This is a genomic window from Paraglaciecola mesophila, assembly GCF_009906955.1.
GTDB lineage: Bacteria > Pseudomonadota > Gammaproteobacteria > Enterobacterales > Alteromonadaceae > Paraglaciecola > Paraglaciecola mesophila_A.
Genome location: NZ_CP047656.1, coordinates 490,487 through 516,745, shown reverse-complemented (window position 1 = coordinate 516,745; position 26,259 = coordinate 490,487). Strand labels below are relative to the sequence as shown.

27 protein-coding genes and 1 riboswitch are annotated in these 26,259 nt (G+C 42.2%); of the genes, 13 read left to right on the top strand and 14 right to left on the bottom strand.

Going from position 1 to position 26,259, the window contains the following annotated elements; genetic code table 11:
- Positions 1-311: 311 nt before the first annotated feature.
- Together FX988_RS02135 and FX988_RS02130 are read right to left on the bottom strand one after the other, a co-directional pair.
- Entirely contained in the window at positions 312-1,238 is a 927-nt protein-coding gene (locus FX988_RS02135; protein WP_160178128.1) for an electron transfer flavoprotein subunit alpha/FixB family protein, read from the bottom strand.
- Positions 1,238-1,987 (bottom strand): electron transfer flavoprotein subunit beta/FixA family protein, encoded by a 750-nt coding sequence (locus tag FX988_RS02130; protein ID WP_160178127.1) that lies wholly within the window; start codon positions 1,985-1,987, stop codon positions 1,238-1,240. The genes FX988_RS02135 and FX988_RS02130 overlap by 1 nt, the downstream gene beginning before the upstream one ends.
- A 430-nt stretch (positions 1,988-2,417) precedes the next feature.
- Here FX988_RS02130 and FX988_RS02125 point away from each other — a divergent pair, with 430 nt between their 5' ends.
- From FX988_RS02125 to fur, 6 genes are all read left to right on the top strand, one after another.
- Positions 2,418-4,067 carry an electron transfer flavoprotein-ubiquinone oxidoreductase gene (locus tag FX988_RS02125; RefSeq protein WP_412761917.1) on the top strand — a complete coding sequence of 550 codons (1,650 nt, stop codon included), beginning with the start codon at positions 2,418-2,420 and terminating at the stop codon, positions 4,065-4,067.
- 180 nt (positions 4,068-4,247) lie between these two features.
- Positions 4,248-4,649 carry an H-NS family nucleoid-associated regulatory protein gene (locus FX988_RS02120; RefSeq protein WP_160178126.1) on the top strand — a complete coding sequence of 134 codons (402 nt, stop codon included), beginning with the start codon at positions 4,248-4,250 and terminating at the stop codon, positions 4,647-4,649.
- Positions 4,650-4,837: 188 nt separating this feature from the next.
- Positions 4,838-5,521 carry an alpha/beta fold hydrolase gene (locus tag FX988_RS02115; protein WP_254700697.1) on the top strand — a complete coding sequence of 228 codons (684 nt, stop codon included), beginning with the start codon at positions 4,838-4,840 and terminating at the stop codon, positions 5,519-5,521.
- A gap of 61 nt (positions 5,522-5,582) precedes the next feature.
- Entirely contained in the window at positions 5,583-5,795 is a 213-nt protein-coding gene (locus FX988_RS02110; protein ID WP_160178125.1) for a DUF2788 domain-containing protein, read from the top strand.
- A 54-nt stretch (positions 5,796-5,849) separates the two neighbouring features.
- Positions 5,850-6,374, top strand: coding sequence for a flavodoxin FldA (gene fldA, locus FX988_RS02105; protein ID WP_160178124.1), 525 nt, complete (start codon positions 5,850-5,852; stop codon positions 6,372-6,374).
- A 219-nt stretch (positions 6,375-6,593) separates the two neighbouring features.
- Entirely contained in the window at positions 6,594-7,016 is a 423-nt protein-coding gene (fur, locus tag FX988_RS02100; protein ID WP_160178123.1) for a ferric iron uptake transcriptional regulator, read from the top strand.
- A gap of 91 nt (positions 7,017-7,107) precedes the next feature.
- Here the strand turns inward: fur and FX988_RS02095 are convergent, their stop codons facing one another.
- The 9 genes from FX988_RS02095 to moaA form a co-directional block, all read right to left on the bottom strand.
- The gene (locus tag FX988_RS02095) at positions 7,108-7,887 is read right to left on the bottom strand and encodes a DUF1223 domain-containing protein (RefSeq protein ID WP_160178122.1); all 780 of its coding nucleotides are present in this window, start codon (positions 7,885-7,887) and stop codon (positions 7,108-7,110) included.
- 63 nt (positions 7,888-7,950) lie between these two features.
- A complete protein-coding gene (modB, locus tag FX988_RS02090; protein ID WP_160178121.1) occupies positions 7,951-8,643 on the bottom strand; it encodes a molybdate ABC transporter permease subunit in 693 nt (230 codons plus the stop codon).
- Positions 8,633-9,382: a molybdate ABC transporter substrate-binding protein gene (modA, locus tag FX988_RS02085; protein WP_160178120.1), complete on the bottom strand. Its 750-nt coding sequence runs from the start codon at positions 9,380-9,382 to the stop codon at positions 8,633-8,635. Before modA ends, modB begins: the two co-directional genes overlap by 11 nt.
- Positions 9,383-9,425: 43 nt before the next feature.
- The gene (gene moaE / locus FX988_RS02080; protein WP_160178119.1) at positions 9,426-9,896 is read right to left on the bottom strand and encodes a molybdopterin synthase catalytic subunit MoaE; all 471 of its coding nucleotides are present in this window, start codon (positions 9,894-9,896) and stop codon (positions 9,426-9,428) included.
- A gap of 4 nt (positions 9,897-9,900) precedes the next feature.
- Complete coding sequence (gene moaD, locus FX988_RS02075) at positions 9,901-10,146, bottom strand: molybdopterin converting factor subunit 1 (protein ID WP_160178118.1); 246 nt, start codon at positions 10,144-10,146, stop codon at positions 9,901-9,903.
- Positions 10,143-10,643 (bottom strand): cyclic pyranopterin monophosphate synthase MoaC, encoded by a 501-nt coding sequence (moaC, locus tag FX988_RS02070; RefSeq protein WP_160178117.1) that lies wholly within the window; start codon positions 10,641-10,643, stop codon positions 10,143-10,145. Before moaC ends, moaD begins: the two co-directional genes overlap by 4 nt.
- A gap of 3 nt (positions 10,644-10,646) precedes the next feature.
- Positions 10,647-11,192: a molybdenum cofactor biosynthesis protein B gene (moaB, locus tag FX988_RS02065; RefSeq protein WP_160178116.1), complete on the bottom strand. Its 546-nt coding sequence runs from the start codon at positions 11,190-11,192 to the stop codon at positions 10,647-10,649.
- 115 nt (positions 11,193-11,307) lie between these two features.
- Positions 11,308-11,997 carry a molybdenum cofactor guanylyltransferase gene (locus tag FX988_RS02060; protein ID WP_160178115.1) on the bottom strand — a complete coding sequence of 230 codons (690 nt, stop codon included), beginning with the start codon at positions 11,995-11,997 and terminating at the stop codon, positions 11,308-11,310.
- An 86-nt stretch (positions 11,998-12,083) separates the two neighbouring features.
- A complete protein-coding gene (moaA, locus tag FX988_RS02055) occupies positions 12,084-13,052 on the bottom strand; it encodes a GTP 3',8-cyclase MoaA (protein WP_160178114.1) in 969 nt (322 codons plus the stop codon).
- A riboswitch (molybdenum cofactor riboswitch) is annotated at positions 13,046-13,226 on the bottom strand. (Overlaps the previous gene by 7 nt.)
- A 295-nt stretch (positions 13,227-13,521) precedes the next feature.
- Here moaA and FX988_RS02050 point away from each other — a divergent pair.
- The 6 genes from FX988_RS02050 to FX988_RS02025 all read left to right on the top strand — a co-directional run bounded on the left by FX988_RS02050 (position 13,522) and on the right by FX988_RS02025 (position 19,301).
- Positions 13,522-14,412, top strand: a complete 891-nt coding sequence (locus tag FX988_RS02050; protein WP_160178113.1) for a kinase — start codon at positions 13,522-13,524, stop codon at positions 14,410-14,412.
- The gene (locus FX988_RS02045; protein ID WP_160178112.1) at positions 14,405-15,229 is read left to right on the top strand and encodes an HAD-IIB family hydrolase; all 825 of its coding nucleotides are present in this window, start codon (positions 14,405-14,407) and stop codon (positions 15,227-15,229) included. The genes FX988_RS02050 and FX988_RS02045 overlap by 8 nt, the downstream gene beginning before the upstream one ends.
- 62 nt (positions 15,230-15,291) lie before the next feature.
- Positions 15,292-16,512, top strand: coding sequence for a glycosyl transferase (locus FX988_RS02040; RefSeq protein ID WP_160178111.1), 1,221 nt, complete (start codon positions 15,292-15,294; stop codon positions 16,510-16,512).
- A 34-nt stretch (positions 16,513-16,546) separates the two neighbouring features.
- Positions 16,547-18,307, top strand: a complete 1,761-nt coding sequence (locus FX988_RS02035) for a sugar phosphorylase (protein WP_201751624.1) — start codon at positions 16,547-16,549, stop codon at positions 18,305-18,307.
- Between the two features lie 499 nt (positions 18,308-18,806).
- Positions 18,807-19,013 (top strand): EF-hand domain-containing protein, encoded by a 207-nt coding sequence (locus FX988_RS02030; RefSeq protein ID WP_160178110.1) that lies wholly within the window; start codon positions 18,807-18,809, stop codon positions 19,011-19,013.
- 69 nt (positions 19,014-19,082) lie between these two features.
- Positions 19,083-19,301, top strand: coding sequence for a calcium-binding protein (locus FX988_RS02025; protein WP_160178109.1), 219 nt, complete (start codon positions 19,083-19,085; stop codon positions 19,299-19,301).
- Between the two features lie 113 nt (positions 19,302-19,414).
- Here the strand turns inward: FX988_RS02025 and FX988_RS02020 are convergent, their stop codons facing one another.
- A complete protein-coding gene (locus FX988_RS02020; protein ID WP_160178108.1) occupies positions 19,415-20,398 on the bottom strand; it encodes an NAD(P)H-quinone oxidoreductase in 984 nt (327 codons plus the stop codon).
- A gap of 99 nt (positions 20,399-20,497) precedes the next feature.
- Between FX988_RS02020 and FX988_RS02015 the strand changes: the two genes are divergently transcribed.
- A complete protein-coding gene (locus FX988_RS02015; RefSeq protein ID WP_160178107.1) occupies positions 20,498-21,685 on the top strand; it encodes a class I SAM-dependent rRNA methyltransferase in 1,188 nt (395 codons plus the stop codon).
- A gap of 157 nt (positions 21,686-21,842) precedes the next feature.
- On the opposite strand, the gene FX988_RS02010 is transcribed toward FX988_RS02015, so the two are convergent.
- Positions 21,843-22,145 carry a PilZ domain-containing protein gene (locus FX988_RS02010; RefSeq protein WP_007987420.1) on the bottom strand — a complete coding sequence of 101 codons (303 nt, stop codon included), beginning with the start codon at positions 22,143-22,145 and terminating at the stop codon, positions 21,843-21,845.
- 115 nt (positions 22,146-22,260) lie between these two features.
- Positions 22,261-26,184, bottom strand: a complete 3,924-nt coding sequence (hrpA, locus tag FX988_RS02005) for an ATP-dependent RNA helicase HrpA (RefSeq protein ID WP_160178106.1) — start codon at positions 26,182-26,184, stop codon at positions 22,261-22,263.
- Between the last annotated feature and the right edge of the window lie 75 nt (positions 26,185-26,259).

Here is a 26,259-nt window from a genome sequence, read left to right as displayed (position 1 = left end):
GATGTGAGGAAAATATAGAGTTATAACAATGAACGCAAAGATTATTTTAGCAGTGCACACCCATTCGTTTAATTATTCTTCGTTTTTCAATATAGGCGGGTCGGGATAAATAGAGTTAGTATTACACCAATTCCAATAAGTAATTAACCACTCAGCGAAAATTTAAAAGGGTTTAATTAGAATGATAGCCCTATATTAAATACCTTTACCTACTGTTTGTGCGCTATTTGCCTATAAAAAAGCCGCTGTAAACAGCGGCCTTTAGCCTAGTTCTATAGGCAAATTTCATCCGAATGTTAACGGAGTCTACATTATAAAGCAGCTTCTAATTCAGGTAATACATCAAACAAATCACCGACTAAACCATAGTCAGCGACTTGAAAAATAGGCGCTTCTTCATCTTTATTAATCGCCACTATGACCTTGGAGTCCTTCATACCCGCAAGGTGTTGAATCGCGCCAGAGATCCCCACTGCTATATATAATTGCGGTGCGACTATTTTACCCGTTTGCCCAACCTGCATATCATTCGGCACAAAGCCTGCATCAACGGCAGCACGTGAAGCGCCCATCGCCGCACCGAGCTTATCCGCAATACCATCTAGCAATTTAAAGTTCTCACCGTTTTGCATTCCACGTCCACCGGAAATGACGATGTCGGCAGCGGTCAGTTCAGGACGTTCAGATTCAGTAAGCTCTGCGCTAACAAAGGCTGAAATTTCTGAGGTTTTAACCACATCAATTGTTTCAACTGGGGCGTTATTGCCCGTGCCATTGGCATCAAAAGTAGACGTACGTATTGTTAATACTTTAATGCTGTCACTTGATTGAACGGTAGCAATAGCGTTACCTGCATAAATAGGACGTACAAACGTATCACTACTTTGTACGCCAATCACATCAGATAATTGTGCGACATCTAACAATGCGGCAACGCGGGGCATAAAGTTCTTACCTGTGGTAGTCGCTGCGCAAACCACGTGACTGTAGTCTTTACCTAATTCAGCAACTAACTCAGCAACGTTTTCAGCTAGCTGATGCTCATACGCTTTGTTGTCAGCGACAAGTACTTTACTGACACCATCAACTTCGCTTGCTTGAGATGCGACGTCAGCACATTCATGTCCCACAACGAGTAGGTGAAGGTCATCACCCATTTTAGTCGCCGCATTAACGAGCTTATGGGTTTCAGACTTTAATTGGCTGTTATCGTGCTCTGCATATATAAGTATCGCCATTAGATCACCTTCGCTTCATTTTTCAATTTATCAACCAATTCAGCCACATCAGCCACTTTTACCCCGCCGGAGCGTTGCGCTGGTGGCTCAACTTTAAGCACGTTAACGTTAGACGTTAATTCAACCCCAAAGTCAGCCGCAGATTTAACATCAAGAGGCTTACGTTTTGCCTTCATAATATTCGGTAGTGAAGCATAGCGAGGTTCATTTAGGCGTAAATCAGTTGTAACCACGGCAGGCAGATTCAACTCTACTGTTTGTAAACCACCATCTATTTCGCGAGTCACTTTCACCTTAGAGGACTCAATGTTCACTTCAGAAGCGAACGTTCCTTGGGGCATACCTGTTAACGCGGCTAACATTTGTCCGGTTTGGTTATTATCAGAATCGATCGACTGCTTTCCTAAAATAACTAAATCAGGAGACTCTTCTTCGACGACTTTCTTAAGGAGTTTGGCAATTTGTAATGAGTCTAGTGACTCACTAGTGTCAATTTGCAGACCACGATCAGCACCGAGTGCTAATGCTGTTCTGATTTGCTCTTGGCAAGACTTGTCACCAATGGAGACGACGACGATCTCTGTTGCTACACCTTTCTCTTTTAGTCTAACTGCTTCTTCAACCGCAATTTCACAAAATGGATTGATAGACATTTTGGCGTTGGTTAAATCCACTGCACTATTATCGGCTTTAACGCGCACTTTAACGTTATAGTCGATGGCGCGTTTTACCGGCACTAATATTTTCATTTTCACCTCATTTGACAGGCGTTTGAGCAACAAAAAATGCAATTTAACATTACATTTACGGAATGCATTTAATTTACGTTCTGTTGACGTGCACGTCAACCCGTGCACAATACTCACAAATGACCAATCGCAAAATACGGCGATTTAACGGTAGGATCACAGTGATAATTCATCCAATTACAGCGTAAAATGTAGATAATAACGCAGTGATTAGCCTAAATATTGCCCGATGGTAGATAATCATTGGCATTGCGATAAGTAACGGCGAAGCCCTCTATAACTGTGACTTATAGAAAATATATATACAAATAAGTTGCGCTTTATCGGCTCTGTCCGTAAAACAACACCCAACTAATTTGTAAAAATTGTGTAACAAACAAAACGCACGCATTTTTTTAATGAATACATATTGATAAAAGAGGAGATACCGGTGGAACGAGAATCGATGGAGTTTGATGTAGTGATAGTCGGTGCTGGTCCAGCTGGACTCTCAACCGCATGTCGACTGATGCAATTAGCGCAGGAAAAAGAACAAGAGCTCATGGTTTGCGTCGTTGAAAAAGGTTCAGAGGTGGGTGCACATATTTTATCTGGCGCGGTGTTTGAAACCCGCGCGTTAGATGAATTGTTTCCGGATTGGCAATCAATGGGTGCACCTCTCAATACTCAGGTAAAAGAAGATCATATTTATTATCTACGCGATGAGCAAAAAGCAACTAAGTTACCAAATATAATGACGCCAAAAACCATGCATAATGAAGGCAACTACATTGTAAGCATGGGCAATATTTCACGTTGGCTAGCAGAACAAGCTGAATCGTTAGGTGTTGAGGTGTTTCCAGGCTTCGCCGCCGCAGAAGTGATCTACAACGATGATGGTAGTGTCGGTGGGGTCATTACTGGTGATATGGGTATCGGCCACAACGGAGAACATAAAGACGGTTACATGCCAGGCATGGAATTACGCGCGAAATACACTGTATTCGCGGAAGGCTGCCGTGGGCATTTAGGCAAAGAGTTAATCGCGAAGTTTGAATTAGATAAAGGAAAATCGCCTCAACATTATGCTATTGGTTTTAAAGAAATATGGGATATTGACCCAAGCAAACATCAAGAAGGTCTAGTGGTTCACAGTGCTGGCTGGCCACTTACCGAGGCATCAGGTGGCTCTTATTTATACCATGCGGAAAATAACCAAGTTTTTGTTGGCTTAATTGTAGACCTGAATTATAGCAATACGCACTTGAGCCCATTTGATGAGTTTCAACGCATGAAACATCACCCAGTCTTTAAACAATATTTAGAAGGTGGTAAACGCGTTAGTTATGGCGCGAGAGCCATCGCAAAAGGCGGCTATAATTCATTGCCCAAAATGACATTACCAGGCGCCCTACTCGTTGGTTGCGAAGCAGGCACGCTCAATTTCGCCAAAATTAAAGGTAATCATACTGCCATGAAATCCGGCATATTAGCAGCCGAAACGCTCATTCATGCCCTAGGAGCAGAAGAACAAGGAAGAAAAGATTTAACGGATTATGCAAAACGTTTTGAAGACTCATGGGTTTTTGATGAACTATTTCGTTCACGCAACTTTGGAGCCGCATTGCATAAATTTGGCACATTTGGTGGTGGCGCTTACAACACGGTTGAGCAAAATATATTTAATGGCAAAATGTTTTTCAATTTGTCAGATAATGCGAAAGATTTTGAACAACTCAAACAAGCTAAAGATTGCGCAAAAATCGATTACCCTAAATACGATGGCGTATTAAGTTTCGATAAATTATCTTCTGTGTTTTTGTCTAATACTAACCACGAAGAAGATCAGCCTTCGCACCTTAAGTTAAAAGATAGCGCTATTCCAACGACAGTGAATTTGCCCTTGTACGACGAGCCTGCACAGCGCTACTGCCCTGCTGGAGTGTACGAAATTATAGACAACGATCAAGGAGAAAAGGCGCTGCAAATTAATGCCCAAAATTGCGTGCATTGTAAAACTTGCGATATCAAAGACCCTAGCCAGAATATTAAATGGGTAGTGCCAGAAGGTGCTGGTGGTCCAAATTATCCTAATATGTAATTAAACGGTAAACCTGAAAGAGGCGAAAATTATTTCGCCTTTTTTTTTATATTACTCAATAATTCCAATTTTTAAATATTTAGCTTATGAAAAAGTAATTATTTCGATAAACTTATTGCCAACTATCACGTAAAAATATATGTTTCATCTTAGGTATACATTTAAATTAAAAGGTAAATTATGAGTGATTTCATTAGCATTTTGACTCATGGACGACGTTTGCAAGGAGCGGTAAAGGAATTATCTATTGAGGAATTGGAAACCGTTTCAGATAAGCTAAATTCGATTATTGAGAATCGCAAAGCGAAAGAATTAGAACAGCAAGAAGCGGAGCGAGAGAAAAACGAAAAGTTAAATCAAATCCTTGCTCAATTAGAAGAAGCTGGGTTAGACGTGAATGACCTGCAAAAAGCTGAGCCTGCGAAGAAAGCGGCAAAGGTCGGTAAGAAACGTCCGGTCAAATATAGCCTAAAAGACAGTGACGGAAATGAGCATAAATGGACCGGCATAGGTCGTATGCCTAAAGTATTCAAAGCAGCACTTGATAGTGGTAAATCATTAGAATCTTACCTAATTGACTAATCCTCTTTAGTGGTCACTAATGGGTGACCACGCCCCTTTCTTACTTTATTCAGTAAACCTTATTTATCTATTAATAGGGGAATATTATTTCCATTTTACACATCCACCATAAAGTTGATCTCGCTGCAGAAGACCAGCCTTGGCTATTATTAATTCACGGTCTATTCGGTAATTTAGATAACCTTGCTATGTTGCGCCGACAATTAAATAAAGAGTTTAATATTATTTCCATAGATTTGCCCGATCACGGTAAATCACAACATTCTGAGCAGTTCAGTTTCGCAACTTATGCACAATCAATTATTCATTTGCTGTCGTCACTGGATATCACCACGATTCATTTAGTTGGGCATTCTCTTGGCGGCAAAGTCGCTATGCAGATGGCATTGTTCCAACCGGATTTAATATCGACATTAACCGTTTTGGATATTGCGCCTGTTACCTATGAACCTAGACATACGAATGTATTTAAGGCTCTACTAAGTGTTAATTTGGCACAAATTGATGATCGCAAAGAGGCAGACGAACAAATGAGTGAATTTGTGTCTGAAGCGTCAGTCAGGCAATTTTTATTGAAAAGCTTGTATCAAGATAATGAGACTGGAGATTGGCACTGGCGTTTTAATTTAGCTCTGCTAGACCGTGATTATGCTTTGCTCTCAAAAGGTATTGTTAGTGAGCAAAAATTTAGTAAACCCGTGTTGTTTTTGAAAGGTCAAAACTCTGACTACTTAAAGGCTAGTTTCACAAAACAGACCATTGAATTTTTTCCTAATAGTCAGGTCAGAGTCATTTCTGGTGTAGGTCATTGGCTGCACGCTGAAAAACCAGCAGAATGCGCAAAACATATACGCACATTTTTACGAAATTAGTTTTTTTCAACCCTGCCTCAATATGCTAAAGTAGCGCCGCAATGAAATGTAGCGAGAGACCATGTTAAGCGATAATTATGAACAAATTGAGGCCATCGCTCTTGACTTGGCGTTGGTTGGTTTATTCTTACTCATGGGCTTCGCAGTGCATGATGTTTTAAAAAAGAATAACGTACCTATGATAGGTAGAGTGGTTGTTTATTTAGTTTTGTTTTTAGGTGCTGCGGGCTTCCTGTTTAAAGGCGTAGTACAATACTTTTGGCAAGCAACTTAATGGTTCTGGTGAACGTCCAGACAGATATAACTAGATTTTGAGGTATTCAACACAATGGCGAGCGTAGGCCTATTTTTTGGTAGTGACACGGGTAACACTGAGCATATTGCCAAGATGATCCAAAAAGAATTGGGCAAAGGCCTAATTGATGTACACGATATAGCTAAAAGCAGTAAAGCAGATATTGCCGAGTTCGATTTACTCATGTTCGGTATTCCTACTTGGTATTATGGTGAAGCCCAATGTGATTGGGATGACTTTTTCCCAGAGTTGGAAGAAATCGATTTCGCCGACAAACTCGTGGCAATATTTGGCTGCGGTGATCAAGAAGACTACGCCGAGTACTTCCTTGATGCCATGGGTATGGTAAGAGACATCGTGGAAGCTAAAGGAGCGATTCTTATAGGACAATGGCCTACCGAAGGCTATGACTTTGAAGCATCAAAAGGCATGGCTGACGAAGATCATTTTGTCGGACTGGGTATTGACGAGGATCGCCAACCCGAGTTGACCGAGAGCCGAGTAAAAGCTTGGTGCAAACAGATACATGAAGAAATGTGTTTAGCTGAGCTTCAGTGATCACATTTATATAATCATTTTCTTTGAAAGGAGCGAAAGCTCCTTTTTTATGTAAAATTTCACGTTATAAAATTTTACGGTGTATTTATGCAAAAAAGCAATGTAAACGCCTTTTTATAACAAAGTAAAATTCGTAAACAATGATATGACTGGATCACTGCCGATATTATCGGTACAGTTTGGGATTAAGTTGTTTACATTAAAAGTTAAGTTGGATCTATGGACCAAAATAAAGAACTCAAAAAAGCGGGATTGAAAGTCACGTTACCTCGTTTAAAAATCCTTGAAATACTGCAAGATCCAGATAATCAACATATCAGCGCTGAAGATGTATACAAGATCCTAATTGAACAAGACGAAGAAATCGGTTTGGCGACCGTTTATCGTGTTTTAAATCAGTTTGATGATGCTGGTATTCTAAATCGTCATCATTTTGAAGGCGGAAAATCTGTTTTCGAGATTAGCCATAAAAAACATCACGATCACCTTGTGTGCTTAAATTGCGGTAAGGTGATCGAATTTGAAGATGAAGTTATCGAAAAACGTCAGGAAGAAGTGGCAAAACGTCACAATATGACGCTTATTCACCATAGTTTGTATCTCTATGGCGAATGCCAAGATGACTGCGGTGGTGAAGAGTAATAAGTTTTGCAACCCCTTGTTGCATCTGCGTGAATTCCCAAGATGAATCTGCCTACGTTGACTCATCTTGGCCTTTTCAGTACAAACTGTTCTATTTTTTAACGACCCAGTTATTTGGTACCTCGCCTGCAACAACTTGCAAAGGGGTCAAATCTGAGTCTGTTACCCACACAGCAACAGCGAAACCTTTGGCATCTATATCCGTTTTGAATATTGGAATTTGAATAAAAGGCGCTCCGCTGTCTTCAATTTGCTGGTGTTCAAGCACAATAAAATTTTCTTCCAGCGCTTTGCCTTTGTTCTCCCCGCGTTTGACTAAAGTGGTCACACCTAAGCCAAGTAGCGCTACGTTGTAATACCGCATTGGCGCGCTAGTCGTATTTGTTCCTATGTCCGTGAGCGAGTATGCTATATCGATAGAAGCGTCTTGTATTGTTACCGCTAATTGTCCCTTATGATGTGAATGAATGTAGGGTATAGGCTTACCACTAAACCAACCTTTCCATTCTCTACTTTCTACCACAAAAGCCGGCGTGTAAACTGACTGCACATTGCCAGTGCGTTTATAGTGTCGTTGTCGTTGGCTAAATGCCTTTGAAGCAAATGGATCAGCCCAACCAAGATCGTCCCAATAATCAACATGAAAAACCGCTGGTACAAGGGTGTGCCACACATTGGGGTCGTCTAAAAATTTATTCACCCACCTTTGCGCTGGAGGACAACTGCTGCAACCTTGGGAAGAAAACACTTCTAACAAAGTGGTATTTTTCCCTTCAGATGTTAGGTGAATAACACCTGATTCAGATGCTTGGATGATGTTTGTTTTACAAATAAAAAAGAGGCTAAAGGACAGTAATATTATGCGCTTCAAAATAGACCCTACTGTAAGTTAGCTCAGGTACGCCTATGTTCGCTGAATAACATCACAGAAAGCTCACAAAAGCGTAGTATTTTCTCTTTTTCTAACCAGACTAAGGGTCAAAAGAACAGTAAACGCGAAACACACCAATACCGTTGCGACTTGATTAGCCTCCTCCATCTGATTTGTTTCTATTAGATCATACAGTAAGATAGACAAGACTCGCGTTTCACTTTCTATATTGCCCCCTATCAGCAACACTACACCAAATTCACCTATGGTATGTGCAAACGCCAATATGCAGCCTGTCGTTATTCCATGCTTACTTAACGGCAATATAATCCATCTAAAGGTTTGAAGCCGATTCGCACCTAATGTACGACTGGCATCTAATAAATCTTTATCAATTTTAATAAACGCGTCACGGATCGGCTGAACCATAAATGGCAAACTGTATAAAATAGAGCCGAAAAGCAATCCGTAAAACGAGAACACTAGGGTTGCATCAAACATCGAAACCCAAGCAGCCCCTAAAGGGTGTTGCGGTGAAAATAACACTAATAGATAAAAACCAAGCACAGTAGGCGGTAACACGAGCGGAATTGTAATGCATGCTTCAATAGCGGGTTTTAATCGGTTACTCGATTGGCTAAGCCACCAACCCAGTGGAATTGAAATAATCAGTAAAATTAAAGTTGTCGATGTCGCTAGCTTAAGTGTCAGTAAGGTCGCAAGCCAAATTTCATTTGCAAAGAGATCACTGAGCATCCGGTTTTACTCTAGGAATAGATTGCATTTCACTACTTTGATAACCACTGTTTGTAATGATGCTTCGCCCCGTATCACTTAATATAAAATGGTGAAATGCCATCACTTCTCGTGTTTCAGCCGCTGACCGCCCCGATTGCTTTAGAACAACCATTTGTTGGTTTATTGGTGAATATAAATGGCTGGGCAAAAGCCAATAATCTTTGCTTTGCCCACTGTTTTTTATTACTTGACTGAGCGCGATAAAGCCTGCTTCTGCCGCGCCAGACTGCACATAGTGAGCGGTTTGTGACACATTATTACCCAATACAATGCGCGATTGTAGTGCCGCATACTTTCCTAATTTGTGCAGTGCTTGTTTTGCCGCTTGGCCAAAAGGGGCAAGCTTTGGATTAGCAATGGCAAGTTTACCCGTTAAGGTATTAAGCGATTCAGCGTTTACCGAAGTAAACCCTTTGCGCCAGAGGACTAACTGCCCCAAAGCGTAGTTTTTTCGAGTATTGGTCTCAACGAGCCCTTTTTTTTCAAGTCGCTTTGGACGGTCACTGTCAGCGGATAGAAATATATCGAAAGGAGCACCTCGGTTAATTTGAGCATAAAGTACCCCCGTAGAAGCACTTGAAACACTGATGTCTGCCTTAGGGTGTAATCGTGTATATTCTTCAATTAGGGTGACTAATGTGGGTTTAAAATTAGCGGCAACCGCAACCTTTACCTCAGCATGAGCAAATACTGGCATACACACTCCTAATAAACATAACAATGCGGCCCTAAATGCTGCTTTACCTTTCATCACGTTTATCCCACTTTAGACGCGCTTGGGTATCGCACGCACTCGCTGCTACCCATTTATCTCCTTCAGAGGTGGACTCTTTCTTCCAAAACGGTGCCTCGGTCTTGAGATAATCCATAATAAACTGCACCCCGTCAAAGGCGTCCTTACGGTGAGCTGACGTTAAGCCAACAAAAACAATCTGCTCACCCTGTGCGAGTCTCCCCACTCTGTGAATAAGAATGACTTTACCGAAATGCCAACGAGCACGAGCGGCGCTTACTATATTTAGCAAACTGACTTTCGTCATCGCGGGATAGTGCTCTAAGAACAAATCGCCAACTTCATGTCCTTGGTTAAAGTCCCTTACTAGCCCACTGAAGGTCACAATGGCACCATTTGCAAGGCTATCATGCCTGAGTGCATCATAGAGTGCACCTTGATCAAAGTCTTCAGTTTGCACCTCAATCACATCTTGCACTAGATCACCCTCCGGTAACAGGTGGAAAAAAGGCAACTTCATCGCCGTCGCTAAGCGGTGTTTCGTCATCGCCGATAGTCTGATTAACCGCGACCAAAGTAGAGTGGTTCGACAGATACGGTCGCCAATGAGGGTGCATAGACCCGAGGATTTTTTTTAGTTCGGCAACACGTGTAGCGACCTCATCAACTTTGACAGAAGGCGTGTTGACTTGGTCTTTCAACTGGCCAAAAAATAACACTTGGATCATGATACTTGCGCCTCTTTTCTCTGCCAGTGGCCTGTTTTACCGCCGTGCTTTTCAATAACCTGAATTCCATTTATCGTCATTGATGGATCAACAGCCTTACACATATCAAACAGGGTTAACGCCGCCACAGAAACAGCGGTTAGCGCTTCCATTTCAACGCCTGTCTGACCAGCTAATTTACACATCGCGCTAATTCTAATGCCGCTTTCATCTTCAAGGGTGGCAAAATCTATTTGTACTTTTGTTAACATAAGCGGGTGACATAAAGGAATTAAATCACTGCACTTCTTTGCCCCCTGAATGCCCGCGATACGCGCAACAGCAAATACGTCACCCTTAGCGTGCTGCTGATTTTCTATTAGTGATAAGGTTTGTGGTGACATCAACACATAGCCTTCTGCGTGGGCCACCCTTTGTGTAACAGATTTATCTGTTACATCTACCATATTTGCTTCACCATGTTGATTAACATGGGATAAGGTCTTTTCCTGTGTCATAACCTAACCTCGACTATCACAAGGCGCCGCCTCGCTCGCTTTTAAATGAACAATAAAATTACAAGGCCGATGAGCAGCATTGAGTTGTTCTTGCAATATTCCCTTCCACGCAGTGCGACACGCTCCCGTCGACCCTGGCATACAAAATATTGCTGTGCCGTTGGCCATGCCTCCTAGCGCACGAGACTGCACAGTCGAGGTGCCAATTTCGTTATAAGAAATATATCTAAATAACTCACCGAAACCTTCAATTTCCTTATCGAATAAAACCGATAGCGCTTCAGGTGTAGTATCACGTGCTGTAAAGCCTGTTCCCCCGGTAACTAACACAACTTGCACTTGTGTTGATGCTATCCAGTTTGAGACAGTGGCTCTAAGTTGGTATTTATCATCTTTTACGATGCACTTTTCAACTAATCTATGTCCGTCAGCCTCTAACGCGCTTACCAGATAAGCTCCTGATGTATCAGTTTCTTCATCCCTTGTGTCCGAAACAGTAAGCACGGCTATATTCAGAGCTACGTGCTTATTACTTGAAGTATGTGTCATAGGTTGTTTTTCTCTCGGTCTGTTCTTTATTCCAGTCATGATTAACGACTACGTTTTATGAGCTAATGTTGCTTCAATCATTTGACTATAGATACTCTTTCGGCATAAGCATTTTTCAAATATTCACTGAATTCGTATTTAATTTATGCCACTGCTTAGGTGAATTAACATTAATAAACTCATCCATATTCACTGTGTCGGGAATAGATATTGCGTGCCCGTGATTCATCTCAAGCATTCGGAAAATAGACAATGCCGACCTATCTTGTAATACACGCGCTAGATACTGGAAGATACTTCTGTGTAAAGGCACGTAAAGTGGCAGGTTGAAACCTTCAAAGTACGCCAAACTGCTGTTTTTTTGCGCGTTTTCAATCAATAAGGTCAACGTTTGAGCGGTTAAACTTGGCATATCAACGGGCGTGACTAATAAGGCACTGAACTGCTCTGCTGTAGCAGGTTTAACACCTTGAGAATGCTGATTGATAGCATACATGAAGCCAGCATGAATACCCGCTAGCGGACCACATTCAGGATATACATCCTGTATCTGTTCAGCCCCCTTGCCACTTACGATGACTCGTCCATTACAAACGTTCGACAGCAAATTATGCGCATGCTCAACGAGCGATTGATTAGTCGAACGCAAGCAAAGGCGACTTTTGTCTTGTCCCATTCGAGTCGACAACCCCCCCGCTAACACCAAGCCTAGCACGTTGGATTTGTTCATCTGATCACCGGTGCGCTTATCTGTGCATATAGTCAAATCGGCAGCTTCGCCAGCCACAGCAGTTGTTCTATTCATTTGCTTAAGTCATTGAGATTAAATCAATTGTTTTCTTTAATTGAGGTTATATTGCGCGCAATACTTCCATCGGACTGCAATTTTGGCTAACCACCAAGCATCGCAAGGTGTTTAGTCGCGCCAGTGTAGCCATCGTGCAAAAAGTGTGTCGATTTTTTACCCCCTAACAGTACTGTTAGCTCTTCCTGCAGGCGATGGGTATCGTCATCAGTTATATACTCTCGAATATCAAGACCGTGCTCACTAAATAAACATAGGTGAAGTTTACCTAAAGCAGAAATGCGCAGGCGATTACAGCTGGCGCAAAAATCTTTGCTGTAAGGCATGATAAGCCCTATTCGCCCTGCATAATCAGGATGAGAAAATTCTTGTGCTGGCCCCGCCGCTTTATCTCGAATAATTTGCTGCCAACCATCTGAAGTAAGCTGTTCTTTTATGGGCATTCCGGAGGTATGATTTCGATCGAAGAACACTTGATTGTCACCCGTTTGCATCAACTCGATAAAGCGTAAGGTGACTGGCGTTGTTTTAATCCACTGTAAAAATGAAGACAATTCATGCTGGTTAAAATGACGCATCAGCACAGCGTTAACTTTAACCGTTACCCCCCGTTCTAAGGCTCGATCGATTCCGCGCAGGATCACATCTAGTTTGTCATGCCCAGTTATAGAGGCAAACATACGAGGGTCTAAGCTATCAATACTGATATTCATTGATGTGAGCCCAGCATCAACCCAGCTATCAATATGCTCAGGTAATTTGTAGCCATTGGTGGTAATGGCGACCTGATCAATGCCTGGGGTAGATGCGCAGGCACGAATGGCTTGCGGCAGATCTTTACGTAATGAAGGCTCGCCGCCTGTAATACGAATTTTACTGGTGCCTAACTGTGCGAATGCACTGGCAATGCGTTTAATTTCATTCAAAGACAAAAAGTCTCTCGGTGTATCGCACTGATAGCCATCAGGCAAACAGTATTCACAACTGAAATTACACACATCTGTAATCGACAGCCGCAGATAATGAAATCGACGACCGAACTTATCTTGCAACATATTCACTAACACCTTTCCAAATTGAAGTCGTCACGCATGTTTGCTGTGACACTTGCGGGGAGGCTGTCCGATTTCTCTCGCAACCCTGGCGAATAACATTCGTTTAAATGCTATCCGCGGCCAGCACACCCTGTCTTATGAGGTAGGTATGAAGGCTCGGAGTTAAACCACGGTTATTTTTACCATACTTTAGGGCGCCAAGGCTATTCGTCGCGATAAAATGCTAACAAATAGTTGTGTGTAAATATGTATCGTCCCCGTGCTGAATGCTTCCCCCCATATCTTTTATTAATTAACCAAGTAAGGCGTAACGACAACGCTCAAGCTCCACGCAATTGGCATGACTTAACTTAGTTCACAGGCGTTTAGAGTGATTGGCATGTAAGTTGATTAGATAATGGTGTGATGAGGATTTGTTTCTAGTAAACGAACAACAATATTGGTGCACAACAAGGGAGATAGCGTTTATATGTTAACCGAATTTGCTGATAAACATCAGTTAAGTAAGGAATTTTTACATGATGCAAGAAAATGGTACATCCCCCTTGCGAAGAATATCGCAAAGCACCAAAGCGGTGCAGACGCGCCCTATTTCTTAGGCATTAACGGTTGCCAAGGCTCCGGAAAATCGACGTTATCAGCATTTATTTGTGATTACTTGGAACAAGAGCATAATTTAAACGTCGTGGTGATGTCTCTAGACGACTTTTATTTAGATCAATCTCAGCGCAATGCAATTGCGATTAAAGTTCATCCTCTGTTTACGACCAGAGGGGTACCAGGGACCCATGATATGAATCTCGCGTCCGATGTAATTTCAGCGCTTCAACAGCATAAGCCTGTCGCTATACCGCGATTTGACAAAGGCACAGATAATCCTGCACCGAAAGAACATTGGCAACATGTCAGTGCACCAGTTGATGTCGTTATTTTTGAAGGCTGGTGCTGGGGAGTTGAATCTCAGGAAGAACGTGAACTTGACAAGCCAATTAACAAACTTGAACTAGATCAAGACGAAACGGGCGTTTGGCGCAGGTTCGTAAATACACAACTCGCCAAATATTATGCCCCTTTGTATGCCACTATGGATTATTGGGTTATGCTAAAAGCGCCCTCGTTTGATTGTGTTTACAGCTGGCGTTTAGAGCAAGAACAGAAGTTACGTCAGGCGCTCGCTGCAAACGACACTATTGTCGGTAGCCGCGTAATGAGTGACGCTCAAGTTTTAGCCTTTATTCAATATTATCAGAGGCTAACAGAGCATGGGCTTTGTACATTACCGGCCAAGTGCGATGTGGTATTTACCCTGAACGAACAGCGCAGAATAACCGCACAACACAACAGAGGTTCCCATGCTTAAACAACTACTCGTATTTACTGACATGGATGGCACATTGCTTGATCACCATGATTATGGTTATGCGCCAGCACTTAATATGCTCGATACATTAAGGGGTAGACATATTCCTGTGATCCCCACTACGAGTAAGACCAAAGCTGAGCTAGATTCGTTGATGGGAGACTTGCAACTCAACGGTCCATTTATCGTTGAAAACGGAGCGGCGGTATACGTGCCTAAACATGTCTTTCAAAATCAACCTAATGATACATCAGACAGTGACGGGTTTTGGGTTAAAGCGTTTGCTCAGCCTCGTGAGCATTGGCTAGCGCTTATTGATGAACTCTCAGATGAATTTAAAGACGAATTTTTGCAATTTTCCACTATGAGTACAGAACAGATAATGGAACATACAGGGTTAAATGAGTGCCATGCACAACTGGCAAATTCACGAATGTTTAGTGAACCCGTCAAGTGGATTGGATCCCCTGAGCGTAAAACGCAATTTGTCACCCAACTGCAGCAACTTGGCGCTACAGTATTACAAGGAGGGCGCTTTTTAGGCGTTTCCGGAAACTGTGATAAAGGCCAAGCACTACAATGGCTAGTGCGAGCGTTTCAAACATCAATGGGGCATAAAGCTACCTTGAGTATCGCATTAGGAGACAGTGGCAACGATGTCGCTATGCTTGAAGCCAGTGACATAGCTGTACGCATTAAATCACAATCTCATGCTTACCCTCCCCTTACCCGAACAGAGAATATTTACGATAGCACGCAATATGGTCCATCTGGATGGAGCGAGTGCTTAACCAAAATTTTAATTAATGAAGCGTAGTGATTCATCATCCCTATCATTAATTAATATTTACTTTTTATCCTAGAACTAAAGGAATCATCATGGCTGACTTTTATCAAAATGGCATAGTTACCACCTTACATAATCTATCTGAGCGACCTGTAGAAGATTTAGAGAAAGAATTAGTTAGCTTTGCACGCAGACGCCCAATGGCCCTCATTTTGCCTTCGCTGTTTTCAGAACTAGAAGGCGAAGCTTTGCCACATATTGTATCGGAGATATCCAAAGTCCCCTATTTGTCTCAAGTCGTCATTGGTCTCGACCGAGCGGACAAAGAGCAATATAAGCATGCGTTAGGTTTTTTCGATAATCTTGGCCAAAACCACCGAATCCTATGGAATGACGGACCGCGTTTAAAAGCACTCGATAATGAATTATCTGAGCTGGGGCTTGCCCCTAAAGAACTAGGTAAAGGTCGAAACGTTTGGTATTGCATGGGTTACATTTTAGCTACTGGGACTGCTGAATCTGTTGCCCTCCATGATTGTGACATTCTCACTTATGATAGAAGTCTACTTGCACGACTTATCTACCCTGTTGCCAACCCTCAGTTTAACTATGAATTTTGTAAGGGCTACTACGCTCGGGTTGCTAACGGTAAAATCAACGGTCGTGTATCTCGGCTACTCGTTACACCTATGCTTCGCGCATTAAAACGCGTCATCGGCAATACAGACTATTTGGAGTTTATGGATAGTTTTCGCTACCCCCTTGCCGGAGAATTCTCATTTAGGCGAGATGTGCTGAATGACATTCGTATTCCTAGTGATTGGGGGCTTGAAATTGGTGTGTTGTCAGAAATGCATCGCAACTATTCCAGTAATCGTTTGTGCCAAGCTGACATCGCGAAAACCTACGACCATAAGCATCAGGATTTGTCTGCAGACAATGATGCTGGCGGCTTGTCTAAAATGTCTATCGATATCACCAAAGCTATGTTTAGAAAGCTTGCCACTCAAGGTGAAACTTTTAACATGGAAACATTCCGCTCAATCAAAGCAACCTATTATCGCATCGCGTTAGACTTCGTCGAAACCTACCATAACGACGCCGTCATGAACGGGCTAAATCTTGATATTCATAATGAAGAAAAAGCCGTTGAATTATTTGCTCAAAATATTATGAAAGCTGGCGAAAGCTTCTTAGATAACCCAATGGAAACACCTTTCATCCCAAGTTGGAACCGTGTCGTAAGCGCAATGCCCAATGTACTCGAGCGACTAAAAGATGCCGTTGAGCAAGATTACAACGAGTGTAAATAATCTCTTTAGAACAATAAAAATAAATGGTGAAGTAATGCAAAGTACCTATAACCAATTAACTGAGTTAGTCGAACATCACTTAGCTGTGATTTACAACGACATCGAATTAGCTCAATCCTATCAAGAGATAGCGCATCAATTGCTCGATACCATGGGCTTTAAAGAGAATGTGCAAATCACTCCCCCATTGCGACACCATAACAATTGGACGCAGGAAGATGCGGTATTGATAACGTATGGCGATTCAATCGAATCGCCAGGAGAAAAACCGCTGAGTACGCTTCACACGTTTTTAACCGACTGCTGCGCTAAGAATATAAACAGTGTGCATATATTGCCGTTTTTCCCTTACAGTTCAGATGATGGTTTTTCAGTGATCGATTATTCGAGCGTCAATGAATCATTAGGGGATTGGGATGATATAAAACGCATCGCATCAGACTTTAGATTAATGTCAGATGTCGTCATTAATCACTGTTCTTCGCGAAGTGCTTGGTTCGATAATTTCGTCAAGGGTGAAGGCCCTGGCAGCGACTTTTTCTTCACCGCTAGTCCAGATGAAGACTTATCGAATGTTGTTCGACCTCGCATTTCTCCACTACTTCGAGAGACCGAAACAGCCAAGGGTATTGAACACGTTTGGTGTACCTTTAGTCACGATCAAGTCGATTTTGATTTTCGTAATCCCAAAGTACTGCAAACCTTTGTGTCTATTATTCGCCAGTATCTAGATAACGGTGTACGCATTTTCAGGTTGGATGCTGTCGCATTTTTATGGAAAAAAATTGGTACGAGTTGCATAAACTTAGAGCAAACCCACGAAGCAGTGCGATTACTGCGTACATTAATTGAATACGCTCAACCTGACGCCATTATCATTACCGAAACCAATATTCCAAATCGCGAGAACCTCGCATACTTGGGAAATGCAAATGAAGCACATGCCATATACAATTTCTCACTGCCTCCGTTATTGGTAAACACACTGATTACAGGGGATTGCCATTACCTTAAGTCTTGGTTAATGAGCATGCCGCCGGCTCAAAATGGTACAACATATTTTAACTTTATTGCCTCCCACGATGGCATAGGTCTGCGCCCCGCTGAAGGGTTATTAGAAGATGAAGAACTCACCGTTTTGGTTAATACAATGCAAAACTTTGGCGGCAGAATATCTTGGCGAGCGTCAGAAAATGGGCAACAGAAGGCCTATGAAATTAATATAGCCTTATATGATGCGCTGCAAGGCACTACCAAAGGAACAGACAAATGGGGCTTCCAACGCTTCATGTGTGCCCATGCCATCATGTTGGGACTGGAAGGAATACCAGGCATTTATATTCATAGCTTGCTAGCCACAAGCAACGACTATGAACGTGTCAAGAACACCAGTCATAATCGCGCGATAAATCGCCACAAATGGCAGTATGATACGTTAAAAGAGCAACTAGACTCCCCTTACTCTCAACACCATCGTGTATTGAATGCAATGGGTGACTTACTCACTATTCGTCGACAGCAAGTCGCTTTTCATCCGAATGCGACTCAATTTACCCTGCAATTAGGCAGCAAGATCTTTGGTTTTTGGCGGCAAAGCATCGATAGGCGTCAAAGTATATTTTGCCTAAGTAACATATGTGATGAGATACAAGAGGTCCACCTAAGTGACATAAACTTAGTAGGCACGGATGAATGGATCGATCTCATTACCAAGCAGCCAATTTATGCAACTGATTGCAGCATAGAGTTGGCTCCCTATCAAACGATGTGGATCAGCAACTTACCTAAACGATAGGCGTCAATGTTCGCTTCGCGCTTGTTTCCTTATGTGACGTTGCTTTGTAGGACACAATGTAATAAACGGTGTGATGAAATGCGCGGTTTGGTAGCCAGCATTTCGCACCGCGGATCCTTTTTCATTTTGTCGCTTTTAGGCTACGCGTAGCGCATTTGCTTCGATGTAACCTACTGTTTTAAATAACTTTTTAATAACTCCTGCCTTTTGTGTAACCGTATGAGCACAATAATTTAGTCATCCCTTTTTTCCATTTCGTTGGTAACACGTCACATCACACTTAAGTGTTTGAAATTTATATGATTTTACGAATTGGCATAATCTATGAAATAGCTAGATTATATTCACGCTAGCGCTGCACAGAGGCTTGCCTGTCCTCGTTTGCGATGAATGATTTAGCATTGTCGCTCAGTAAGCTAAAGATAAGCTTAAATAGACTCAAAAATGCGGCAAAAAACGAAAACCTAGCTACATTATTTAGCCATAAGGAATCGACAAAATGAAAAAGTTAATTGTTGCAACTAGCCTTGTTCTTGCCTCTGCGAGTGTCATAGCGCAAGACGACATACTGGAAGCATTAGATACTGATAATGATGGACGTATTAGCTTAGAAGAAGCGTCTGCGGATGCTGCGCTGTCATCAGTATTTACCGAACTAGATGTCAACAAGGATGGTTACCTAAGTGCAAGTGAGCTTGAAAATTAGTCGAGCGGTTCGAATAGTATTAGCGTCTAGATGAACAACCGACATACTTTTAATAATGAGGAGAAACAAATGAGAAAACCTATTATCGCTTTAGCAATTGCCATGACTTCAATGGGCACAGTGGCCGCTACGGATATTTTCGCAGCATTAGATGTCAACGAAGACAATATGCTTAGTGCCAAAGAGGCTAGCATTGATACAACATTAGCGACTATCTTTAATGACTTGGACAGCAACAAAGACGGTTTCGTCTCTAAGAAAGAGTTCAGTGTGTTGCAACAACAATAACGCTTAATTCACTCAAGATTAAAGGAGAATAGTCTCCTTTAATCTAAGTGCTCTCACGTTCAGAGACACTGCCTATAGCGATCATACTGCTTAAATACTATTACGACTATCCGCTAGTCCCACGAAACAACCAATTTCCCCATCGTGTCATTCTGTTCAAGTCGTTGATGAGTTAACCCAATTTCGTTGATAGCGTACTGAGTATCAATTACGGGCCTTAAGGCACCGCTTTCTAAATCAGCAAAAAATTGCTGGCAAAAATCTGAAATAAGCGAGGCTTTGTATTCATCACTTCGACTGCGTAACGTCGAGCCTGTTATGGTGGCGCGTTTAGACAGCATTAACGCCATATCCAATTTATCTGCGAACCGCCCCGCTAACATTGCCAAGTACACGATGGTGCCATCATTATTGAGTATTTTAAGATTACGATTAACATAGTCTCCCGCTACAAAATCGATGATGACATCAACCCCACCTTGTTCAAAACATTCGGCAAAATTTTGCATTTTATAGTTAATTAAACGATCCGCGCCGTACTTTTCACACACGGCCAGTTTCTTCTCGCTAGATGCAGTTACACTGACGTGGCAACCGTCTGCTTTTGCTAATTGAATAGCCGCTAAACCTACTGCGCTCGCCCCCGCATGAATCAACACCCTTTGTCCTGATTTGAGTCCACCCACTTGAAATAAGCTTTGGTAGGCAGTAAGAAAAACTTCTGCTATCCCTGCTGCGCTCGGCATATCTACATTTTTAGGTTTAGGCATTAGGTGACTGGCATATACTGCCACGTATTGTGCATAGCCTCCCCCGGCTACAAGGGCGAAAACTTTATCTCCTACTTGCCAGCGAGAAGCAGTTGATTCTTCTCCCTGAGCTATCTCTACAATCTCGCCTGACACTTCAAGCCCTAAAATTGAACTTTCTCCTCGAGGAGCTGGATATTTTCCTTGTCGTTGTAATGTATCAGCACGGTTAATACCAAAGCTATGCACCTTTACTAACACTTGGCCCTGTTTGAGCGTAGGTTTTGTAGTATCATTAACAAAAAGCGTGTCTGCTGCTGTTCCTTCTTCAAAATCGATAAATTGCATGAATTCTCCGTCGAATTTCTTGTTTAATTTGACGCACGTCGATGTGAATTTACACCACGCTCATCTACTTTAATTTTGTATACCGGAAACCACCACACTATGTCATCACGCGTAACACTACACCCAGGTCGAGAAAAATCTTTATTACGTCGTCACCCTTGGATCTTTGCCAGTGCAATTGAAAGCACCAAAGGACGCATGAATCTTGGCGATACCGTCGATGTATATAGTCATGATGAAGTTTGGTTAGGTCGCGGTGCCTATTCCCCACATTCTCAGATACAAGTAAGAATATGGACATTTACGCAAAATGAAAGTATCGACAATGGTTTTTTTCAGCGACGCATTGCCACTGCTCAGCAATCTAGAGCAGAGCTCATTGAGCGGCACGGCTTAACTGGCTATCGTCTCATTGCTGCTGAGTCTGATGGACTACCAGGGGTGACCATCGACATCTATACCAATGTTATAGTGTGCCAATTGCTTTCAGCAGGGGCTGATAAACATAGAGATAAAATAGTATGGGCATTAAAATCCCAGTTTCCTGATTATGCAATTTATGAGAGAAGTGACGTTGCAGTACGCAAAAAAGAAGGTTTAGAAGAAGTCACTCAAGTACTGGCTGGCGATATTCCAAACGAAGTTATTATCGAAGAGAATGGCGTAAAAATAATCGTAAACGTAAAGCAAGGTCACAAAACTGGCTTCTATTTAGATCAGCGAGACAATCGAGCAATTGCCGCGCAATACGCAAAAGATCGAGATGTACTAAACTGCTTTTGTTATACAGGTACATTTGGTAGCTATGCGCTGGCCGCGGGTGCCAACAGTGTCACTAATTTGGATGTATCAGACTTAGCCTTAGAAACAGCCAAACGAAACGTAGAAATTAATCAGCTTGATAATACAAAATGTGAGTTTATCAATCACGATGTGTTTCAAGCATTGCGTGAGTACAAAACGCAATCGAAACATTTTTCACAAATCATACTCGACCCACCTAAATTTGTAGACTCTAAAGCATCCCTCAATAGGGCGTGCCGTGGTTACAAAGATATTAATATGCTCGCGATGCAAATTATGGAACCAGGCGGCATTCTCGCGACCTTTAGCTGCTCAGGGTTAATGCCGTTTGATTTATTTCAGAAGGTGGTTGCTGATGCCGCGTTAGACGCTGGCCGTGAAGTGCAAATTATTCAACGCTTGTCTCAGGCTGGCGATCATCCTGTGTCGACAAACTATCCTGAAGGGTTTTACCTGAAAGGCTTGATTTGCAAAGTACTTTGACCATAAAAAGTGCTTTCGCCACAAAAAGAGCGCTCTGCACAAAAAGTACTATAACGCCTGATAGCGCTAGCTGAAAAGCGAGCGCTTATAGTGTGTTTGTCATCAGACTTGATATTCGTTAACACGAGCCAGTTAACGATGCTGACCACTTAGCCCACTAATTCATTTCAGTTATTTCGACGCCTATTACGCAAGTTGCATCATCATTACATTCAGAGCGCACCACGCGAGCCTTTGCCGATAATGAAGGAATTTGACTATTAGTAGATTCAATATATACATCCACCGCGGTGCCAATTTCGACTGATTGCTCTTCAACCTCAAATGACATGCCAGTCGCACTAATATCCTTACATACAGCGTGCAACGTACGACTCGACTCATCGTCGTTAACCACTATCTCGCAGGCTGAGTTAACCATCATGCGAAAAAAATTACGTTTGTCGTTGTAGCCTAACATCAAAAATTCCGTCCTAGTTTATTGCCTACTCTGTGTTTATAGGGCGCGGATTAAGCAATGTCAACGGACTTTGCGTGATCCACTATTTAAATCCATGTATTTCAAAATAAACGCGTTAATTTGAGTCTAATTGATTCATTATACGCTTAGTCGATATTGGCATAGCAGTGCCTAATTGCTGAGCAAAAAATGACACTCTGAGTTCTTCAATCATCCAGCGTACTTCTTTCAATTCTTGCGGAACTGGTGCGCCGGCAGGAATTTTTTGGCATTTCTTGGTATATTCACTAGCCACCTTTTCTACGTTTAATTGATGTAACCTATCTTTTGTAGGGTCAATGACCAATTTGTCTATTCGACGCGCTATCCCTTCAATATACCTTTGCCAATCATTTAAACGTTCGGCGCCAATATCACTTACAAAGCCGTTAAACACCAAACTATCGAGATGTTGTTTAATATCTCCATATGCATTGATCATTGTCATAGGCACATTGCCTTTCATTTTCTTCTTGATTTGATGTGCTTTGGTTAAGCCTGTTTCTACTTTTTGCGCGATCACCAACACCCTATCGTTAATCTCTGCACGGACATGCTCACAACACGCTTCAAAAGCCTCTGCCGTGCGAATATCACCGTGACGCGCTCGATATTGCGCGAGTAATTCATCGATTGCGGCGGCTATCACATCGTCAATCAATGCTGCTATCTTACCAAACGGATTAAAATACAGCCCAAGCTTGGCTTTATTAGGCAGTTTTTCATGCAGGTATTTAATGGGCGATGGAATAGACAATGAAACTAATCGTCTTAATCCGAGTTGGTGAGCTTGCTCTGCCATATGAGGCTTATCGAATAACTTAATGGCTACTGCGTTTTTCTCAGCAACTAATGCAGGATACGCTTTAACATCAAATCCGGTTTGCTTACTAATATATTCTGTTGGTAATTGCTCAAAGTCCCACTGAGTTATACCTGTTTTTTCTAAACCTGGTTTCGCTATCTTGCTAAGGCTTTGTTTCACTTTCCCTTGTAATTCATGCTGTAAAGCCAGTAAATCTCGACCTTGTTTAATTACCTTATTTTTGTCATCCAACACTTTAAAATTAAAGCGTAAATGGGATGGTAAACTGTCCACCTGCCAATCATCTAATTCAACGTCAACACCAGTCATACGCTTTAACTTATGGCTCAGCGCGCTTAAAAAATCGACTGCCTGACCTTTTTTATCTAACGGAGATATATCCGCTAAACATGCCTCAGCATAATTAGGCGCGGGCACAAAATTACGTCGTAGGCGCTTTGGAAGCGATTTGATCAGTGTCACAATTAGCTCATGACGAAGACCAGGTACTAACCAATCGAACCCTTCTGAAGACAATTGATTTAATAGCGAAAGCGGTACGAGTAAATTCACGCCATCATCTATATCTGTAGGATTAAAATGATAGTCAAGACGCAGGGTTATATTTCCTTGCTGCCAGGTTTCTGGAAAATCATATTGGTGTGATTTAACAGGTGAGTTTTTCAGCAACATTTGCTTTGAGTATGTCAGCAAATCTGGCTGAGTCGATTTAGCTTTGCGCCACCACTTGTTAAAACTGGCTTCGCTACATACATGAGCGGGAATGTGTTGGGCATAAAACTCAACTAAGGCGTCTTCATCCACAAGTAAATCACGACGCCGTGTTTTATCCTCTAGCCCCTTAATTTCGTCCACTTCTAGCTGGTTTTCTGTTAAGAAGTCATCATTTAGTTTTGTATCCTGATTAACCAAGGCTTCACGAATAAACAATTCACGACTAACGACCGGGTCAATTTGGCTATAGGCAACGCGACGTTTGGTCACCAAAGGCAAACCGTACAAAGTCACGCTTTCAAATGCTTGCACAACGCCTTGTTTTTTTGACCAATGAGGTTCACTGTAACTGCGCTTGATTAAATGTGGAGCAAGAGACTCTAACCACTGGGGTTCGATTTTTGCGCCCATACGCCCAAACAAACGAGAAGTATCAACCAGCTCTGCGACCATTAACCACTTCGGGCTGGTTTTAGCAATACCTGAGCCGGGGAACAACATAAAGCGACTGTTACGCGCACCAAGATATTCTTTGTCTTTATCTTTATTACCAATGTGAGATAGCAGTCCAGAAGCCATTGCCTGATGGATCCCTTGATAGTCAGTATCTGATTGGCTGATACTAAATCCCAGCTCGGCAATGGATTTCTTAAGTTGACTCACAATATCTTGCCATTCACGCATACGTAAATAGTTTATAAAGTTTTGCTTACACCATTTACGCAATTGATTATTGGTAAGTTCTAGCTGCTTGTCTTTAAATGCAATCCAGAGTGTTAATAGCGCAAGAAAATCTGAATCTTTATTGGCGAATGCTTGATGTTTTTCATCTGCCGCTTGTCGCTTGTCTTGCGGACGCTCTCTTGGGTCTTGAATACTCAATCCCGCGGTAATCACCAATACATCACGTAAGCTATTTTGTTTTTCAGCTTGAATTATCATACGGGCATAACGGGGATCTATCGGTAATCGCGCCATTTGTCGGCCAATCGTAGTTAACGATAATCGCCCAGTGTTTTTTGCGACGCCTCCTAGCTCTTCAAGCAGGTTAAAACCGTCATTGATACTGCGTGAGTCGGGCATTTGTACAAATGGGAATTCATCAATTTTACCTAACCCTAATGCCATCATTTGCAAAATAACCGACGCCAGGTTGGTTCTTAAGATCTCAGGATCAGTAAACTCGTCTCGATTGTTATAGTCATCTTCGCTGTATAAACGGATGCAAATCCCGTTTGATACACGACCACAGCGCCCTGCCCTTTGATTCGCAGATGCTTGAGAAATGGGTTCGATCGGTAACCGCTGAACTTTACTGCGCACACTGTAGCGAGAAATTCGTGCCGTACCAGGGTCGATAACGTATTTTATGCCCGGAACCGTTAATGAGGTTTCCGCAACATTCGTCGCAAGTACGATCCGTCTGCCCGAATGCGACTGAAATATTTTATTCTGTTCAGCCGCCGATAGCCTTGCATACAATGGCACTATTTCCGTATGTCGAAATTTTTGCTGCGTTAATGCATCAGCTGTATCTCGGATGTCTCGCTCACCGCTAAGAAACACCAGAATGTCGCCCTGACTGTGGTTACCTAGTTCATTTACCGCATCAATGATGGCTTGTGTTTGATCTCGGTCATTTTCACCTTCATCATCAACCAGCGGTCGGTAGCGCATTTCTACTGGGAAGGTACGGCCGCTTACTTGAATGATAGGTGCATTGTCGAAATGGTTGGAAAAACGCTCGGGATCAATCGTAGCCGAGGTAATGATGAGTTTTAAATCGGGCCGCTTGGGAAGCAATTGCTTTAAAATGCCAAGAATAAAATCGATGTTAAGACTGCGCTCATGGGCCTCATCGATAATAATGGTGTCGTACTGATTGAGAAACCTATCTTGCTGGATCTCTGCAAGTAAAATTCCGTCAGTCATCAGTTTTACATAGGAGCGCTCATTAACTTGATCTGAGAAACGGATTTTAAATCCAACTTCATTCCCCAGTTCACTGTTTAACTCTTGAGCAATTCGTGTTGCAACACTTCTAGCGGCAAGGCGTCTTGGTTGAGTATGACCAATCAAGCCGTTCACACCCCGTCCTAACTCCAAGCAAATCTTAGGGATTTGGGTTGTTTTTCCTGAACCTGTTTCACCAGCAATAATCACAACCTGATTATCGCGAATGGCATCTGAAATTTTATCTTTTTGTTCAGTGACCGGTAAATCGGGATATTCTACCTTGGGGAGATTTGCTTGCCTTTGTTCTTTTAGCAATATCGAGCGATCAATATCGTTACTTAGTTTAGCGAATGCTTGATTTTTTTTGTTTGATTCGAGTCGCTGAATTTGCTTAAAGCGACGTTGAAAACGAAACCGATCTGACGTCATGCATAATGACGTCAGTTCGGTTAACTGAGAATAAGTAAACGGAGCGACTTCCGATTCAGGTACATGTGAAGACAATAAAATTTGCTCATACTAGGGGACAACCATCATGGGTGTAGATCCTAGAAGAATGAGTATTTAAATACTAGTACC